Raw genomic sequence first — 15,181 nt, forward strand, 5'->3', positions numbered from 1 at the left:
GTGGCGGGCGACCGAGCGGCGGTTGGAGCGGCTCAAACGGCGGCTTCACCGGCGGCTGGGGCGGTGGCGGATCCATTGGCGGTGGATCGGGCGGCGGACGCCGCGGCGGGGGCGGCCGCTTTTAAAGCCGCAGCCGAACGAGACTTCGCGAACCCAACCGGGGGAGCGACAACACCTCCTCCGAGCTGATTCGGTGGAACATAAGGAAAGGAAGCCGACATGGCAAAGCAGTCCATCCTTGGCCGTATTACGCAGCTCGCCAAGGCAAACATTAACGCGCTCCTCGATTCCGCCGAGGATCCCGAAAAGATGCTCAACCAGATGGAACGCGACTACAAGAACAGCATCGTTGATGCTGAGAGCTCCGTCGCGCAAACCATCGGGAACCTTCGACTAATGGAGGCAGACCTTGTCGAAGACCAGAAGGCCATCGTCGAGTGGGGCAGCAAGGCGAGCGCCGCTTCGAAGCAGGCCGAGACGCTGCGCGCGTCCGGCGACACCGCTGGTGCGGACAAGTTCGACAGTCTCGCACGCGTCGCGCTCTCGAAGCAGATCGCGTTTGAGAAGGAAGTTGCTGCTGCCGAACCGAGCGTGAAGGCGCAGCAGCAGGTCGTCGACCAGCTCAAGGCTGGCCTGCAGACGATGCGGGAGAAGCTCGTGCAGCTGCAGGCGAAGCGCGACGAGCTCGTGTCACGTGGCAAGGTCGCCGACGCGCAGTCTCAGGTGCAGGACGCTGTCAAGAACCTCGATGTGCTCGACCCGACGAGCGAGCTCGGTCGTTTCGAGGAGAAGGTCAAGCGCCAGGAGGCGATGGTTCGCGGTCAGGCAGAGCTTGCGGCGTCAACGCTCGACGCACAGTTCAACGAGCTTGACGACCTCGGGTCGCTCAGCGAGGTCGACGCCAGGCTGCAGGCGCTGAAGTCGGGCGGCGCGGGCGCGTAACACACCTGCGTTTGCACAGATGGGCCGTCGGCTCACTGCGACCCGATAGAATTGCGGAGTCTACATATTGTCTCCGAAGGGAACCGCAGTGGCCGACGGCTTTTCACTGTTCACTGACCGTTCCGTTGTCGCCATGCGCGTCAACGGTGAACTCCGCGATCTCGCGTGGGAGGTTACTGACACAGACACAGTCGAGCCTGTCACGATCGACTCGGCTGACGGCCTGAACATCCTCCGCCACTCGGCCGCGCACGTGCTCGCACAGGCCGTGCAGCGCGTCAACCCTGAGGCGAAGCTCGGCATCGGCCCGCCCATCACCGACGGCTTCTACTACGACTTCGACACCGACGAGCCGTTCACCCCGGAAGATCTCAAGGCGCTCGAAAAAGAGATGCAGAAGATCGTCAAGCAGGGCCAGCGTTTCGTGCGCCGCGTCGTGGGAGACGACGAGGCGACCGCTGAACTTGCGAGCGAGCCATACAAGCTCGAACTCATCGGGCTCAAGGGCGGCGCTGATGCAGGCTCCGACAACGAGAGCGTTGAGGTTGGCGGCGCAGAACTCACGATTTACGACAACGTCGACCCGAAGTCGGGCGAGGTGATGTGGAGCGACCTCTGCCGCGGCCCGCACCTGCCAAACACGAAAATGATCGGCAACGGCTGGGCACTCATGCGCTCGAGTGGCGCGTACTGGCGCGGCAGTGAAGCAAACCCTATGCTCCAGCGCGTGTACGGCACCGCGTGGCCAACGAAGGACGAGCTGCGCGCTCACCAGACTCGCCTCGAGGAGGCAGCGAAGCGCGACCACCGGAAGCTTGGCGTCGAGCTCGACCTGTTTTCGTTCCCCGACGAAATCGGCTCTGGCCTCGCGGTGTTCCATCCGCGCGGCGGCATCATCCGCCACGAGATCGAGAGCTTCATGAGCTCCGAGCTCGTCAAGAACGGCTACGAGGTCGTGAACAGCCCCCACATCACGAAGGGCACGCTGTTCGAGACGAGCCAGCACCTCAACTGGTACAAGGATGGGATGTTCCCCGCCATGCACCTCGACGAGGTCAAGGACGCTGAGGGCAACGTCACGAAGCAGGGCCAGGACTACTACCTGAAGCCCATGAACTGCCCGTTCCACAACCTCATTTTCCGGGCACGCGCGCGCAGTTACCGCGAGCTGCCGCTGCGCCTCGCCGAGTTCGGCACCGTCTACCGCTACGAGAAGTCGGGCACCCTCTCAGGCCTCACCCGCGTGCGCGGCCTCACGCAGGACGACGCCCATATCTACGTCACCGATGAGCAGGTCAAGGACGAGCTCAAGCGTCAGCTCGAGTTCGTGTTTGCCACGCTCCGCGCGTACGGTCTCGACGACTTCTACCTTGAACTCTCGACGCGCGATCCCGAGAAGTCGGTCGGCACCGAGCAGCAGTGGGCGGACGCCGAGCAGACGCTCCGCGAGGTCGGGGAAGAGTCGGGCCTTGAGCTCGTCGCCGATCCGGGTGGAGCCGCGTTCTACGGCCCGAAAATCTCCGTGCAGGCGCGCGACGCGATCGGGCGCACCTGGCAGCTCTCGACCGTGCAGCTCGACTTCAACCAGCCCGAACTGTTCGAACTCGAGTACGCGGCAGCCGACGGCACGCGCAAGCAGCCGATCATGATCCACCGCGCGCTGCTCGGCTCAATCGAGCGGTTCTTCGCGATCCTGCTCGAGCACTACGCCGGCGCGTTCCCCGTCTGGCTCGCCCCCGAGCAGGTCGTCGGCATCCCCGTCGCCGCGGAATATGGCGACTACCTTGAGGAGATCTTCTCGCGGCTCCGTGCCGAGGGCGTTCGCGCGCACGTCGACCACTCAGACGACCGCATGCCGAAGAAGATCCGCACGCACACGAAGATGAAGGTCCCATTCCAGCTCATCGCTGGCGAGGAGGATCGCGCTGCAGGCGCCGTGAGCTTCCGCTTCCGCGACGGCACCCAGCTCAACGGGGTACCAGTCGACGAGGCTATCGCGCGCATCACCGCCGCGATCAAGAGCCACGAGCAGGTGTCGACGGCGTGGGCCGAGTGAGCACGCGGACGGAGTAACGAACGTGGTCCAGGTAACTGACGAGCAGGCCGAGGCGCCAGGCGAGCGTGGAACCGTTGGGCTGCCAAGTGAGCTGCAGCGCCTGTGGGTGCCGCACCGCATGGCATACGTCACGGATCATCACCAGGCCGATCACACCGACTGCCCGTTCTGCGAGGCCCCGAAGCACGACGACGAATCCTCGCTCATCGTGCACCGCGGCAAGACTGCGTATGTGCTGCTCAACCTGTTCCCCTACAACAGCGGGCACATGCTCGTCTGCCCATACCGGCACGTCGCAGGCTACGACGAGGCGACCGATGAGGAAGTCGCGGAGATCGCGGCGCTCACGCAGGCTGGGATGCGCGCGGCGCGCGCGGCGCTCAACTGCGGGGGCTTCAACCTTGGAATGAATCAGGGCGAGATCGCCGGAGCCGGTGTCGCCGCACACCTCCACCAACACATTGTGCCGCGGTGGGCGTCTGATTCGAACTTTTTCCCCATCATTGGGCAGACGAAAGCGATGCCGCAGTTGCTCGGCGAGGTACGTGACCTTGTCGCCGCAGCGTGGGCGGATCCTCCCGACGCGTAGCGGGCGTTGCCGTTCTGCGGCGGCGCACATCAGCATAGGATTCAGGACACACATCGAATGAGGAAGAAGGAGCAACCGTGTCAGGACACTCCAAGTGGGCAACCACTAAGCACAAGAAGGCAATTCTCGATTCGCGTCGCGCAAAGGCGTTCGCGAAGTACATCAAGGTCATCGAGGTAGCAGCCCGCATCGGTGGGCCCGACATGGCGGGTAACCCTGCCCTGTCCGAGGCCGTGCACAAGGCGAAGAAGAACTCGGTTCCCGGGGACAACATTGACCGCGCCATCAAGCGCGGCGCTGGCCTTACCGGTGAGTCGGTCGAGTACTTCACGACGATGTATGAAGCGTACGGCCCGAACGGCGTCGCGCTCATGGTCGAGTGCCTTACCGACAATAAGAACCGCGCCGCGGCAGAGGTCCGCACCGCGCTCAGCCGCAACGGTGCAACGCTCGCCGACCCGGGCAGCGTCGCGTACAACTTCGAGCGCAAGGGCGTCATCACCGTGCCTGCCGAGGGGACAACCGAGGACGACGTGCTGATGGCGGTGCTCGAAGCAGGTGCTGAGGAGGTCAAGCCAACCCCGAACGGCGAGGCCTTCGAGGTCATCACCGAGGCATCCGATCTGACAGCTGCACGCGGTGCGCTTGTTGATGCAGGCATCGACTACGACTCCGCAGAAGCTGAGTTCGTGCCGAACCTCAAGGTTGAGATTGACGCGGAAACCGCACGCAAGGTGTTCCGCATTATCGATTCCCTCGAGGACAGCGACGACGTGCAGAACGTCTACGCAAACTTCGACCTCACCGAGGAAGTCCAGGCTGAACTCGCAAACGACGAGTAGCCTTGCGCGTCATCGGGATTGACCCAGGGCTCACGCGTCTCGGCATCGGGATCGTGAGCTCTGAGGGCTCCCGCAAGCTCACCTTCGAGCACGTGGAGGTGCTGACGAGCCCGGCTGGTGCGGAACTCCCCGCGAGGCTGCACCAGCTCGGCTCCTCCCTCGAGCGCCTATTCGACGGCGAGAAACCTGACGCTATCGCCATCGAGCGGGTGTTCGCGCAGCAGAACCTTCCGAGCGTGATGGGCGTCGCTCAGATCAGCGGCGTTGTGATGTACCTCGCGCAGGCGCGCGGCATTCCCGTGGCGATGTATACGCCAAACGAGGTGAAGGCCTCGGTTACGGGTTACGGTGCCGCCGACAAGGCGCAGGTGACGAACATGGTGACGCGCCTGCTGGGGCTTGCTGCTCCGCCCAGGCCTGCAGATGCCGCGGACGCGCTCGCGCTCGCGATTGTGCACGCGTGGCATCTCGGGCGCGGTGGCGCTCCTGACCGTCAACGTGCGAGCGCAGCGCCGACGGGAGAGACCGCGGCTCAGCGCGCCTGGCGTGAGGCTGAACAGAAGGGCGGACGGCGTCGGAGTGGCCCGCGCGGCTAGTCGCAGCTGCGCTCAGGGAAGCGCCCATCCAGGCCAATGTCTGTCGCGTGGGCGATAATAGGTGAGTGCCCCTTTACCGCGAACAAGGCGTCGTGCTTCGTACCCAGAAGCTCGGTGAAGCCGACCGTATCGTGACGATGCTCACGAGCGGGCGCGGCCTGCTCCGCGCTGTTGCAAAAGGCGTCAGGCGCACCTCCTCCAAGTTTGGTGCCAGGCTCGAGCCCTTTATGGTCGCCGACCTCCAGTGCTACGAAGGGCGAACCCTCGACACGATCACGCAGGCGGTAACGCTCGGCTCGTACGGCCCCGCAATCAGCGCAGACTACGACCGGTATCGCTCCGGCAGCGTGATGGTAGAGACCGCGGAGCGACTCGCCGAGGGCGGGCCATCGCGCGAACTCTATGCGCTGCTCATCGGTGCACTGCGCACGCTCGCCGGCGGCAAGATTCCGCCCGAGCTTGTGCGCGACGGCTACCTGCTGCGCGCGCTGGCGAGCGCCGGGTGGACCCCGGGTTTCGAGGACTGTGTTCGCTGCGGCGCGCCGGGGCCACACACGGCCGTTGCCGTGCAGCTCGGCGGGGTCGTGTGCGACAACTGTCGGCCGGCTGGGTCTCCCAGGCTCGACGCGAGCAGTATTGCGCTGCTGCGCGCGCTGCTCGCCGGCGACTGGGGTGCGACGCTGGAGAGCACCGAGCGCGACAGAGGGCAGGCGGCTGGCATCGCCGCGGCGTACACGCAGTGGCACCTTGAGCGCGGCCTGCGCTCGTTTACCATGCCACGGCTCTAGAATCGTTCTCATGTCACTGGATCCGAACACCCTCGTTCCCGTCGATTGGACGGGGGAGCAGCCGCCAGCATTTCCCGGTCCGGCACCGAAGCATGTCGCGATCGTCATGGATGGCAACGGCCGCTGGGCGAACCAGCGCGGGCTGCCCCGCGTCGAGGGTCACCGAATGGGCGAGCAGGTGCTGCTCGACGTCGTCGCTGGCGCAATCCAGGCAGGCGTCACCCACCTGAGCGTGTACGCGTTCTCCACCGAGAACTGGCGGCGCTCCCCGGACGAGGTGCGCTTCCTTATGGGCTTCAACCGCGACGTGCTGCGCCGCCGCAGGGAGCAGCTCAACGCCTGGAACGTGCGTATGCGGTGGGCAGGGAGGCGCCCCCGCCTCTGGGGGTCGGTCATCAAGGAGCTGAAGACGGCCGAGGCCTACACAGCGAACAACACCGGGCTCACGCTCACGATGTGTGTGAACTACGGCGGGCGCAACGAGATCACCGATGCGATGCGCAAGATCGCGGTCGAGGTCGCCTCGGGCAGGCTCTCTCCCAACGGCATCTCTGAGCGCGTCATCGAACGTCACCTGTACGTCCCTGAGCTCCCCAACGTTGACCTGTTCGTGCGAAGCTCTGGCGAGCAGCGAACAAGTAACTTCATGCTCTGGCAGTCTGCGTACGCCGAGATGGTGTTCCTCGATCAGCTGTGGCCGGATTTCTCCAGGCGCGACCTGTGGGAGGCGATTCAGATCTTCCACGACCGCGACCGCCGCTTCGGTGGGGCCGTAGATACGCCAACGAGCAGGTGAGGCGGCGCACCGCCCGAAATCTGCGAGAATAGACCGGTCATGACTACTTCAACGCTTCCCGGATCTCGCCTGAAGATCGGCCCCCTCGAGCTCGACGTTCCCGTTGTGCTCGCTCCGATGGCAGGCATCACGAACACCGCGTTCCGCAGGCTCTGCCGCGAGTACGGTGCCGGCCTCTACGTTAGCGAGATGATCACGAGCCGTGCGCTCGTCGAACGCACCCCGGGCTCGCTCCGCCTGATTAAGCACCACGAGAGCGAGACGCCGCGCTCGATTCAGCTTTACGGTGTGGATCCGAAGACCGTCGCTGAGGCGGTGCGCTTCCTTGTCGATCAAGACCTCGCCGACCACATCGATTTGAACTTCGGTTGCCCCGTACCGAAGGTGACCCGCAAGGGTGGGGGAGCAGCGCTCCCATGGAAGAGCGACCTGTTCGAGGCGATCGTCGAGGGCGCCGTAAAGGCTGCCGGCGAGATTCCGCTCACCGTGAAGATGCGCAAGGGCATCGATGCGGATCACCTGACGTTCCTCGACGCGGCCCGCGCCGCCGAGGGCGCTGGCGTCGCGGCGATCGCGCTGCACGGCCGCACCGCGAACGAGTTTTACTCTGGGCACGCAGACTGGTCAGCGATCGCCGAACTCAAGCAGGCGATCACGAGCGTGCCGATCCTCGGCAACGGCGACATCTGGGCCGCTGACGACGCGATCCGCATGGTGCGCGAGACAGGCTGCGACGGCGTCGTAGTCGGGCGCGGCTGCCTCGGCAGGCCGTGGCTGTTCGGCGATCTCGCTGCGGCCTTCAAGGCGGAACAGGGCGAGCTCACGCAGGAACAGGCGACCGCAGCAATCGCGAAGCCTGGGCTCGGTTTCGTGATGGACGCGATGCGCCGCCACGCCGAACTGCTCGTCGAATTCTTCGACGGTGAGGAGGCGCGCGCCTGCCGCGACATCCGCAAGCACGTTGCCTGGTACTACAAGGGCTACGGCGTTGGCGGCGACACTCGCCGCGCGCTCGCGATGGTCGAGACACTTGAACAGCTCGACGAGATCTACGAGACGATGGATCGCTCGCTGCCATACCCCGGCGAGGGCGCCGAGGGGCAGCGCGGCCGCGCGGGCAGCCCCAAGCAGCCAAAGCTGCCTGACGGCTGGCTCGACTCCCGCGACAGCGCCCACATCGACTACGCGGAGCTCGCCGAGGCGGAGCGGGACGACTCAGGTGGATAACCGCACCGCAGAGCGCGTCGGATCGCAGCCAGCGCGCGGCGACTATGAGCCGCGCGACGTCGAACGCTTCGTGCCAGAGATCCACAGCGGAGTGCGCAGCGACTTCGAGCGCGACCGAGCGCGCGTCATCCACTCGTCCGGGCTGCGCAAGCTCGCGGCGAAGACGCAGGTGCTCAGCCCCACCGCCGGCATTGATTTCGCGCGCAACCGGCTCACGCACTCGCTCGAGGTCGCGCAGATCGGCCGTGAGCTCGCGGCCTCCCTCGGTCTCGACCGCGATGTCGTCGATGCAGCCTGCCTCACCCACGACCTCGGGCACCCGCCATTCGGGCACAACGGCGAGCGCGCGCTCGCCGAGTGGGCGAAGGACGCAGGCGGCTTCGAGGGCAACGCGCAGACGCTGCGCATTCTCACGAGGCTTGAAGCGAAACGGTTCACTGAGGACGGCGCGAGTGCCGGGCTCAACCTCACGCGCGCGACGCTCGACGCGAGCTGCAAGTACCCGTGGAGCCTCGAGGAGGCGCCGGAGGGCAGCGGCAAGTTCGGGTACTACCCCGACGACGCCGAGATCTTCCACTGGGTCCGTGAGGGCGCGCCCGCACGGGTGAAGTGCGCCGAGGCGCAGACGATGGATCTTTCCGACGACATCGCCTACTCCGTGCACGACTTCGAGGACGCGATCGTCAGCGACCACATCGATCCACTGATTCTGACGAGCCGCTCCGGCCACGATTCGCTCATCGCGGACGTCGCCGCCTGGGCAGGCGGATCCTTCACGACCGACGAACTCTCTGCGGCGTACGAGCGGATCGCGGCGACACCCAACTGGCTCACCAGGTGGGACGGCTCGCGCGGGCACCAGGCGCAGCTGAAGAACTTCACGAGCGACATGATCGGTCATTTCGCCAGAGCCGCGATCTCCGCGACGATGGCGGCTGCCGGGTCAACGCAGCTCACCCGGTACGGTGCGAGCCTCGTCGTGCCGCAACACATTCACGCCGAAATCGCGGTGCTCAAAGGCATCGTTGCGGCGTTCGTCATGGCCAGTGGCCGCAGGCAGCCAACGTACCGCAGGCAGCGCGAGCTCCTCAGCGAGCTACTCGAGACGCTGTGGGCGTCGCAGGACGCCGACCTGGAGCCGGCCTTCCAGGCCGACTTCGCTGCGGCGAGCGATGAGGCAGCCGCGCGGCGTGTCATCGTCGATCAGGTTGCCTCCCTCACAGATCAGTCGGCGATCGCGTGGCACAGGAGGCTCTGCGAGATCCCACTCGTGTGACGCGCCCGGCCTCGCCCTCGTACGGCGAGTAGACTGATCGCTATGGCGGGGCGGATTAAGGCGAGTGACGTCGAAGAGGTGAAGCGGCGTACAAACATCGCTGATCTCGTCGGCGACTACGTCGCGCTCAAGAACGCGGGTATCGACTCGATGAAGGGGCTCTGCCCGTTCCACGACGAGCGCAGCCCGAGCTTCCACGTACGCCCAACGCTCGGCTACTTCCACTGCTTCGGTTGCAGCGAGTCGGGCGACGCGATCAGCTTCGTGCAGAAGATGGATCACCTCTCGTTCGCAGAGGCCGTTGAGCGGCTCGCCTCCCGCATCAGCTACCAGCTCACCTACGAAGAGGGCTTCGAGCGTCGCGAGGAGGGCCCAAACCGGGCCCGGCTCCTCGCAGCGAACCAGGCGGCGAGCGACTTTTATCGCGGCCAGCTCATGGGCGAAGAAGCAACGACCGCACGCACGTTCCTGTCCCAGCGCGGCTTCGACGAGGCCTCATGGGAGCTGTTCGGTGTCGGTTACGCGCCGCGCGGCTGGGACGGCCTCACAAGCCACCTCAGGAAGCAGGGGTTCACTCCGCAGGAGCTCGTGCAGGCCGGCCTCGTTTCCGAGGGTCAGCGGGGCATCTACGACCGCTTCCGTGGGCGCGTCGTGTGGCCCATTCGCGACACGAGCGGCCAGACCCTCGGCTTCGGCGCCCGGAAGCTCTACGACGACGATAACGGCCCGAAATATCTCAACACGCCCGAGACGCCTGTCTACCACAAATCGAGAGTGCTCTACGGGCTCGACCTCGCAAAGAAGGCGATCTCCCGGGGCCGCAGGGCCGTCATTGTCGAGGGCTACACCGACGTCATGGCGTGCCATCTCGCCGGTATCGACGATGCAATCGCGACCTGTGGAACGGCGTTCGGCAAGGACCACATCTCCATGCTGCGCCGGGTCATGGGTGACGACGCCGCAGCAGAGGTCATCTTCACGTTCGACCCTGACGAGGCAGGCCAAAAGGCCGCCCTGCGCGCCTTCGGCGAGGAGCAGCGCTTCACCGCGCAAACGTACGCTGCTGTCGCGCCCGACGGTTACGATCCGGCAGATCTCCGCCTCCACAAGGGCGACGAAGCGGTGCGTGAACTGTTCGACAAGAAGGTGCCGCTGTTCGAGTTCGCGCTCAGGCAGGCAATCGCACGCTTCGACCTCAACTCGGTCGAGGGCCGGGTGTCTGCGCTGCGTCAGGCTGCGCCCATCGTCGCAGGCATCAAGGATTCTGGGATGCGCCCGGGATACACGCGCGAACTTGCGCGCATGCTCGGTCTGGAGCTGCGCGAGGTGCAGCACGCCGTTCGGAACACACAGCGCCAGCCAGCCCCAGAGCCCGAATACGCCCCGCAAGAGGCGCAACGCGAACCAGAGCCACCGAGGGTGTCGCTGTCAACGCTCAGGCGAGACCCAGCCGTATGGCTCGAGCGTGACGCGATCATGGCGATGATCCAGCAGGGTCCATCCGTTGGGTCCGAGCTGCTCTCCCAAGCGGTTACCGCGCAGGTGACCGAGCCGCACCTCAGGGTCGTGAGAGACGCCCTCCACACGGCGCTCCCAAGCCTTGAGGGCGGAGCGTGGGTGGAATCGATCCTTGAGGCGACCCCGCCGTCGCACCAGGGCCTCGTGCGAGAGCTCGCAATCGCATCGATGCCACAGCGCGATCCTGCCCTCCTCCCCGAATACGCGCGGGAGGTCGTCATTTCGCTACTCGACAGGGATCTCGTCTCACTCAAGCAGGAGCTGCTCGCGCGGATGCAGCGCATCGGTGACCCAATGAGCGAGCAATCGCGGCGCGTGCAAGAACAGCTCGCCGCCCTCGAACACGCCAGGCGGGGTCTGCGTCACGACTAGTAAGGTGAGTTTGTGGCACATCCAAACCTCGAGGCAGACCCAGTCCTTTACACCTCTGACCTGTCCCTCCGCTATCCAGCGCACGCGGGCGGCAGGGCCTTTCAGGCCATCGAGGGGGTATCGGTCGAAGTGCCGCGTGGGGGAGTGCTCGCCGTACTTGGCGAGAGCGGATCGGGAAAGTCAACGCTTACCCGCTACCTCGCCGGACGCAGCACCGAGGGCGACAAGAACGCGAAGATCAAGTCCGCCGGGGGAGACGCCCGCGCGCTCGACCTTCCGCTCGAGCGCCTCTCGCGCCGAAATCGGGCGAGACTGACGGCGTACATCGGTCACCTTGCGCAGGACGCGGGAGCGACCCTCACCCCAGAACTCAACGTCGGCGACGTGCTCTTCGAGCCCATCGTCGAGCGCGTACGGAACTTCGATAGGGAACCGCTCGGCGAGGTCATCGCGGAAATGATGGACATCGTCGCGTTGCCGCTCGCGAAGCTGCAGGAGTACCCGTTTGAGCTCTCCAAGGGGCAGCGCCAGCGTGTCGCGGTGATGCGTTCGCTCATGCTCGATCCGTGCGTGCTCATCGTCGACGAGCCAACGCTCGGCGTCGACGCGAACAATCGCCCGAAGATCGTTGAGCTCCTCAAGTGGTACCGGGAGCGCACGGGCGCCGCCATGGTGCTCGTGAGCCACGATATCGGCATGCTTGAGGCGCTCGCCGAGGAAGTCGTCGTGCTGCAGCAGGGGCGAGTCGTGGGACGTGGGGAGATCAACACGATCTTCCGGAACACCGAACACGACTACGTCAAACGGCTCGCTGACGCTCTCCGATCCACTGCGTACGACGAGATCGCTGAAGAATAGACTCGCCGTGCGCGCCTGATTTGCAACGCGGCTGAGAGGCTTGCTACGCTAGTCGAGTTGCTGCGGCAATGATCCCCTGTAGCTCAGCTGGCAGAGCGCTTGACTGTTAATCAGGATGTCGTTGGTTCGAGCCCAACCGGGGGAGCAATTGGCCCTTACTCTAGGAGTAAGGGCCTTTTTGTTTACCCACCTCATTTTCTTGGCGACAGGGAGTCAGCGATGACACATCACCACGGACAGATCATCAGCGTCGAGCCATACGGCACGCCCGAGGTGCACGAGACAGCGTGGCTCGCGCCCGGGTCAATCATCGTCGGCAACGTCACCATCGGCGCCGGTTCGAGCATCTGGTACAACGCCGTCGTTCGGGGCGACTCCGACGCCGTGCACATCGGCGAGCGAAGTAACGCCCAGGACGGTGTCGTCATACACACCTTCCGCGGTCAGCCGACCGTGATCGGCGACGACGTCTCCATGGGGCACAACGCGGTCGTCCACGGCGCGACGGTCGAGAACGGCTGCCTCATCGGTATGAGTGCGACAGTGCTCAACGAGGCTGTGGTCGGGGAGGGGTCGCTCGTCGCAGCGGGGGCCCTCGTGCCTCAGGGGATGGTGATCCCGCCACACTCACTCGTTGCGGGAGTGCCAGCAAGGATTGTCCGTGAGCTGCGCGAAGCCGATCGGGAGGCCGTGCGGGCGAACGCGGAGGTGTACCTCGAGTACACCGCGAACCACAGATCCGCCACAGCCTCCTAGTCGCAGCGCAGAACGGTGACGTCCGGCGCGCGCGACCCCGGTGTGACGCGCCGGGGGTTGCGGCCCGTTCGCGGCGACGGTGCGAAATGCAGTATGCTCGATGAGTCGCGTTCAGCGGCCGGTCCACCCCGGTGGTCCGGGGATGTAGCTCAATGGTAGAGCCTCAGTCTTCCAAACTGATTACGCGGGTTCGATTCCCGTCATCCCCTCGGCAAAACCCCTCGTCATCGACGAGGGGTTTTCTGTTGCCAATGGCTTGCCCTTGCGAGACGCGCCGACCATTCGCTGACACGCCGAAATAATTTGCTCGGGTCGCCCTCCCCGAGTAGTGTCCTCTATGCACCACCCCGGGGATGTAGCTCAATGGTAGAGCGTCGGTCTTCCAGACTGATGACGCTGGTTCGACTCCCGCCGTCCCCTCTCATGCAGGGCCCCCGCCACTCGGCGGGGGCCCTGCGCGTTTCGGGGGCACTATGTGCGTCAGGGCTCCTGTCTCTTGCTCCTGTCTCCTGCTTCAGGGGCACTGGCTGCCGCCCCGGGGAGCAGTGCGTGCGACGGTTAGCGACCCTCGGCGCCGGACCGCCGTGTGTGGATCGCCTGCGAAACGCCTCTACGCGCGTTCGCTCACGGGAAATTCCGCCGCGCAACTTTGGCGGTTTTATGCGGATTTGCCCCCAAAACACGGCCGGGATTCCGTCGGGTGTGCTGAAAGCCCGTGGTTTGGACTAGGATTGGTCAGGTTGCGCACTGGCGGCGCAATGCGAGACCGAGAGTCTCGGGGCGTAGCTCAGCTTGGCTAGAGCGCCCGCTTTGGGAGCGGGAGGTCGCAGGTTCGAATCCTGTCGCCCCGACCAGGGTCGTTTGGCCCGACACAGGCTGATTGCAGCATTATCCGACGATGAGAGGCCAAATTGCCGAAGACGAAAGCTGAGAAGCTCACACCGACCCGCACGAAGCTGACCGTTACCGTCACTCAGGACGAGCTTGCTCCCTACCTGAAGACCGCTTACAAGACGATCGCTGAGCAGGTTTCGATCCCCGGCTTCCGCAAGGGCAAGGCTCCAGCGCAGATCATCGACCAGCGCTTCGGCCGCGATTCAGTCATCTCAGAGGCAGTCAACGGCTCGCTCGACGACTTCTACCAGTCGGCAGTTGCCGAGGCTGGCGTTCGCCCCATGGGCCGCCCCTCCGCAGACATCGAAAAGATGCCAGAGGCTGCAGACACGAAGAGCGAACTCGTGCTCCTCTTCGAGGTCGAGGTTCGCCCCGACTTCACGCTCCCGAACTACGAGGGCCTCGAGCTCACCGTTGATGAGGCTGAGATTGACGAGAGCGCGATCGAAGCAGAGCTCACCAGCCTGCGCGAGCGCTTCGGCACCCTCATCACCGTTGATCGCCCGGCGAAGACCGGCGACTTCGTTGAGCTCGACCTCACCGCGAAGGTTGACGGCGTCGAGGTAGACCAGGCAAGCGGCGTTTCCTACGAGATCGGCGCAGGCAACCTGCTCGCCGGCACCGACGAAGCAGTCGAGACCCTCACCGCAGGTGAGACCACCAACTTCACCTCGCAGCTGCTCGGCGGCGAATACGAGGGCCAGGACGCTGAGGTTGAGCTCACCGTCACCGCCGTCAAGGAGCGCGAGCTTCCCGAGGCTGACGACGAGTTCGCGCAGCTTGCGAGCGAGTTCGACACGATCGCAGAGCTCCGCGAGAGCCTCAAGGAGCAGGTCTCGCAGGCCTCGGTCTTCGCGCAGGGCCGCCAGGCACGCGATCTCTTCACCGAGACGCTCATTGAGCAGGCAGACATCCCCATCTCGGAGGAGCTCGTCGAGGAAGAGGTGCACCGTCACCTCGAGGGCGAAGGCCGCCTCGAAGACGACGAGCACCGCGCAGAGGTGCGCGTTGCGAGCGAGAAGCAGATCCAGATGGAACTCCTCCTCGACGCGATCGCTGAGAACGAGAACGTCACGCCGACCCAGGCTGAGCTTTCGGACTACATCTACCAGTCGGCGCAGCAGTACGGCATGGAGCCCACGCAGTTCCTCCAGGCCATCAGCCAGGGCAACCAGCTCCAGGTCATCCTCGGAGAGGTCACCCGCAACAAGGCACTCGCAGTTGCGCTCGGCAAGACCAAGGTCGTTGACAAGGCAGGCAAGGCAGTCGACCTTGGCGCATTTGTCGCGGTAGACACCGACGAAGAGGGCGACGAGGCTGCTGAGGCAGTCGAGGAGAAGCCAAAGAAGAAGGCTCCGGCGAAGAAGGCAGCAGCTGCGGACGAGGCCGAGAAGCCCGCCGCGAAGAAGCCTGCGGCCAAGAAGGCTGCAGCAGCCGAAGCTGGCGACGCTGACGAGGAGGCCAAGAAGGCCGCTCGCTCCGCCGCAGCAAAGAAGGCAGCAGCCACTCGCGCAGCGAAGAAGGCAGCAGCAGAAGAGAAGTAACACTCTTCGCAAGTACGAAGGATCCCCGGCCAATTGCGGCCGGGGATCCTTCGTTTACAGCGAACTTCCGTGCCGCGCGCAACGCCCACGGCGAACACGCCAGCGGTAGCGTTTCGCAGTCGATACG

13 protein-coding genes and 4 tRNA genes are annotated in these 15,181 nt (G+C 65.1%); all 17 read left to right on the forward strand.

Going from position 1 to position 15,181, the window contains the following annotated elements; genetic code table 11:
- The first annotated feature begins 219 nt into the window (after positions 1-219).
- The 17 genes from SD72_RS01680 (at position 220) to tig (ending at position 15,054) form a co-directional block, all read left to right on the forward strand.
- On the forward strand, positions 220-942 hold the full coding sequence (locus tag SD72_RS01680) for a PspA/IM30 family protein (RefSeq protein WP_042542722.1): 723 nt from the start codon (positions 220-222) through the stop codon (positions 940-942).
- An 88-nt stretch (positions 943-1,030) separates the two neighbouring features.
- Positions 1,031-2,998 (forward strand): threonine--tRNA ligase, encoded by a 1,968-nt coding sequence (gene thrS, locus SD72_RS01685; RefSeq protein WP_042542723.1) that lies wholly within the window; start codon positions 1,031-1,033, stop codon positions 2,996-2,998.
- Between the two features lie 22 nt (positions 2,999-3,020).
- Complete coding sequence (locus SD72_RS01690) at positions 3,021-3,587, forward strand: HIT family protein (RefSeq protein ID WP_042542724.1); 567 nt, start codon at positions 3,021-3,023, stop codon at positions 3,585-3,587.
- A 77-nt stretch (positions 3,588-3,664) separates the two neighbouring features.
- Positions 3,665-4,429 carry a YebC/PmpR family DNA-binding transcriptional regulator gene (locus SD72_RS01695; protein WP_042542725.1) on the forward strand — a complete coding sequence of 255 codons (765 nt, stop codon included), beginning with the start codon at positions 3,665-3,667 and terminating at the stop codon, positions 4,427-4,429.
- 2 nt (positions 4,430-4,431) lie between these two features.
- Positions 4,432-5,025 carry a crossover junction endodeoxyribonuclease RuvC gene (gene ruvC / locus SD72_RS01700; RefSeq protein WP_042542726.1) on the forward strand — a complete coding sequence of 198 codons (594 nt, stop codon included), beginning with the start codon at positions 4,432-4,434 and terminating at the stop codon, positions 5,023-5,025.
- A gap of 65 nt (positions 5,026-5,090) precedes the next feature.
- Positions 5,091-5,813: a DNA repair protein RecO gene (recO, locus tag SD72_RS01705; protein ID WP_042542727.1), complete on the forward strand. Its 723-nt coding sequence runs from the start codon at positions 5,091-5,093 to the stop codon at positions 5,811-5,813.
- Positions 5,814-5,823: 10 nt separating this feature from the next.
- The gene (locus tag SD72_RS01710) at positions 5,824-6,609 is read left to right on the forward strand and encodes an isoprenyl transferase (protein ID WP_042542728.1); all 786 of its coding nucleotides are present in this window, start codon (positions 5,824-5,826) and stop codon (positions 6,607-6,609) included.
- Positions 6,610-6,648: 39 nt separating this feature from the next.
- Positions 6,649-7,836 carry a tRNA dihydrouridine synthase DusB gene (gene dusB, locus SD72_RS01715; protein WP_042542729.1) on the forward strand — a complete coding sequence of 396 codons (1,188 nt, stop codon included), beginning with the start codon at positions 6,649-6,651 and terminating at the stop codon, positions 7,834-7,836.
- A complete protein-coding gene (locus tag SD72_RS01720) occupies positions 7,829-9,112 on the forward strand; it encodes a deoxyguanosinetriphosphate triphosphohydrolase (protein ID WP_084766680.1) in 1,284 nt (427 codons plus the stop codon). Before dusB ends, SD72_RS01720 begins: the two co-directional genes overlap by 8 nt.
- Before the next feature lie 42 nt (positions 9,113-9,154).
- On the forward strand, positions 9,155-11,002 hold the full coding sequence (dnaG, locus tag SD72_RS01725; RefSeq protein WP_042542730.1) for a DNA primase: 1,848 nt from the start codon (positions 9,155-9,157) through the stop codon (positions 11,000-11,002).
- 12 nt (positions 11,003-11,014) lie between these two features.
- Positions 11,015-11,860: an ATP-binding cassette domain-containing protein gene (locus tag SD72_RS01730; RefSeq protein ID WP_042542731.1), complete on the forward strand. Its 846-nt coding sequence runs from the start codon at positions 11,015-11,017 to the stop codon at positions 11,858-11,860.
- Between the two features lie 72 nt (positions 11,861-11,932).
- Positions 11,933-12,005 (forward strand) — tRNA-Asn (locus tag SD72_RS01735).
- Between the two features lie 74 nt (positions 12,006-12,079).
- On the forward strand, positions 12,080-12,616 hold the full coding sequence (locus SD72_RS01740) for a gamma carbonic anhydrase family protein (RefSeq protein ID WP_042542732.1): 537 nt from the start codon (positions 12,080-12,082) through the stop codon (positions 12,614-12,616).
- Positions 12,617-12,754: 138 nt separating this feature from the next.
- Positions 12,755-12,825: transfer RNA gene (locus SD72_RS01745), tRNA-Gly, on the forward strand.
- A gap of 140 nt (positions 12,826-12,965) precedes the next feature.
- Positions 12,966-13,036: transfer RNA gene (locus SD72_RS01750), tRNA-Gly, on the forward strand.
- A gap of 356 nt (positions 13,037-13,392) precedes the next feature.
- A tRNA-Pro gene (locus SD72_RS01755) sits at positions 13,393-13,470 on the forward strand.
- Positions 13,471-13,527: 57 nt separating this feature from the next.
- Positions 13,528-15,054: a trigger factor gene (tig, locus tag SD72_RS01760; RefSeq protein ID WP_042542733.1), complete on the forward strand. Its 1,527-nt coding sequence runs from the start codon at positions 13,528-13,530 to the stop codon at positions 15,052-15,054.
- Positions 15,055-15,181 lie beyond the last annotated feature (127 nt).

This window comes from Leucobacter komagatae (genome assembly GCF_000834055.1).
Taxonomy (GTDB): domain Bacteria; phylum Actinomycetota; class Actinomycetes; order Actinomycetales; family Microbacteriaceae; genus Leucobacter; species Leucobacter komagatae_A.

What these genes read in the sequence shown, in the direction of transcription:
- SD72_RS01680 (WP_042542722.1), top strand. Translation starts at nt 220, where the DNA reads ATGGCAAAGCAGTCCATCCTTGGCCGTATTACGCAGCTCGCCAAGGCA.
- SD72_RS01710 (WP_042542728.1), top strand. Translation starts at nt 5,824, where the DNA reads ATGTCACTGGATCCGAACACCCTCGTTCCCGTCGATTGGACGGGGGAG.
- dusB (WP_042542729.1), top strand. Translation starts at nt 6,649, where the DNA reads ATGACTACTTCAACGCTTCCCGGATCTCGCCTGAAGATCGGCCCCCTC.
- dnaG (WP_042542730.1), top strand. Translation starts at nt 9,155, where the DNA reads ATGGCGGGGCGGATTAAGGCGAGTGACGTCGAAGAGGTGAAGCGGCGT.
- SD72_RS01740 (WP_042542732.1), top strand. Translation starts at nt 12,080, where the DNA reads ATGACACATCACCACGGACAGATCATCAGCGTCGAGCCATACGGCACG.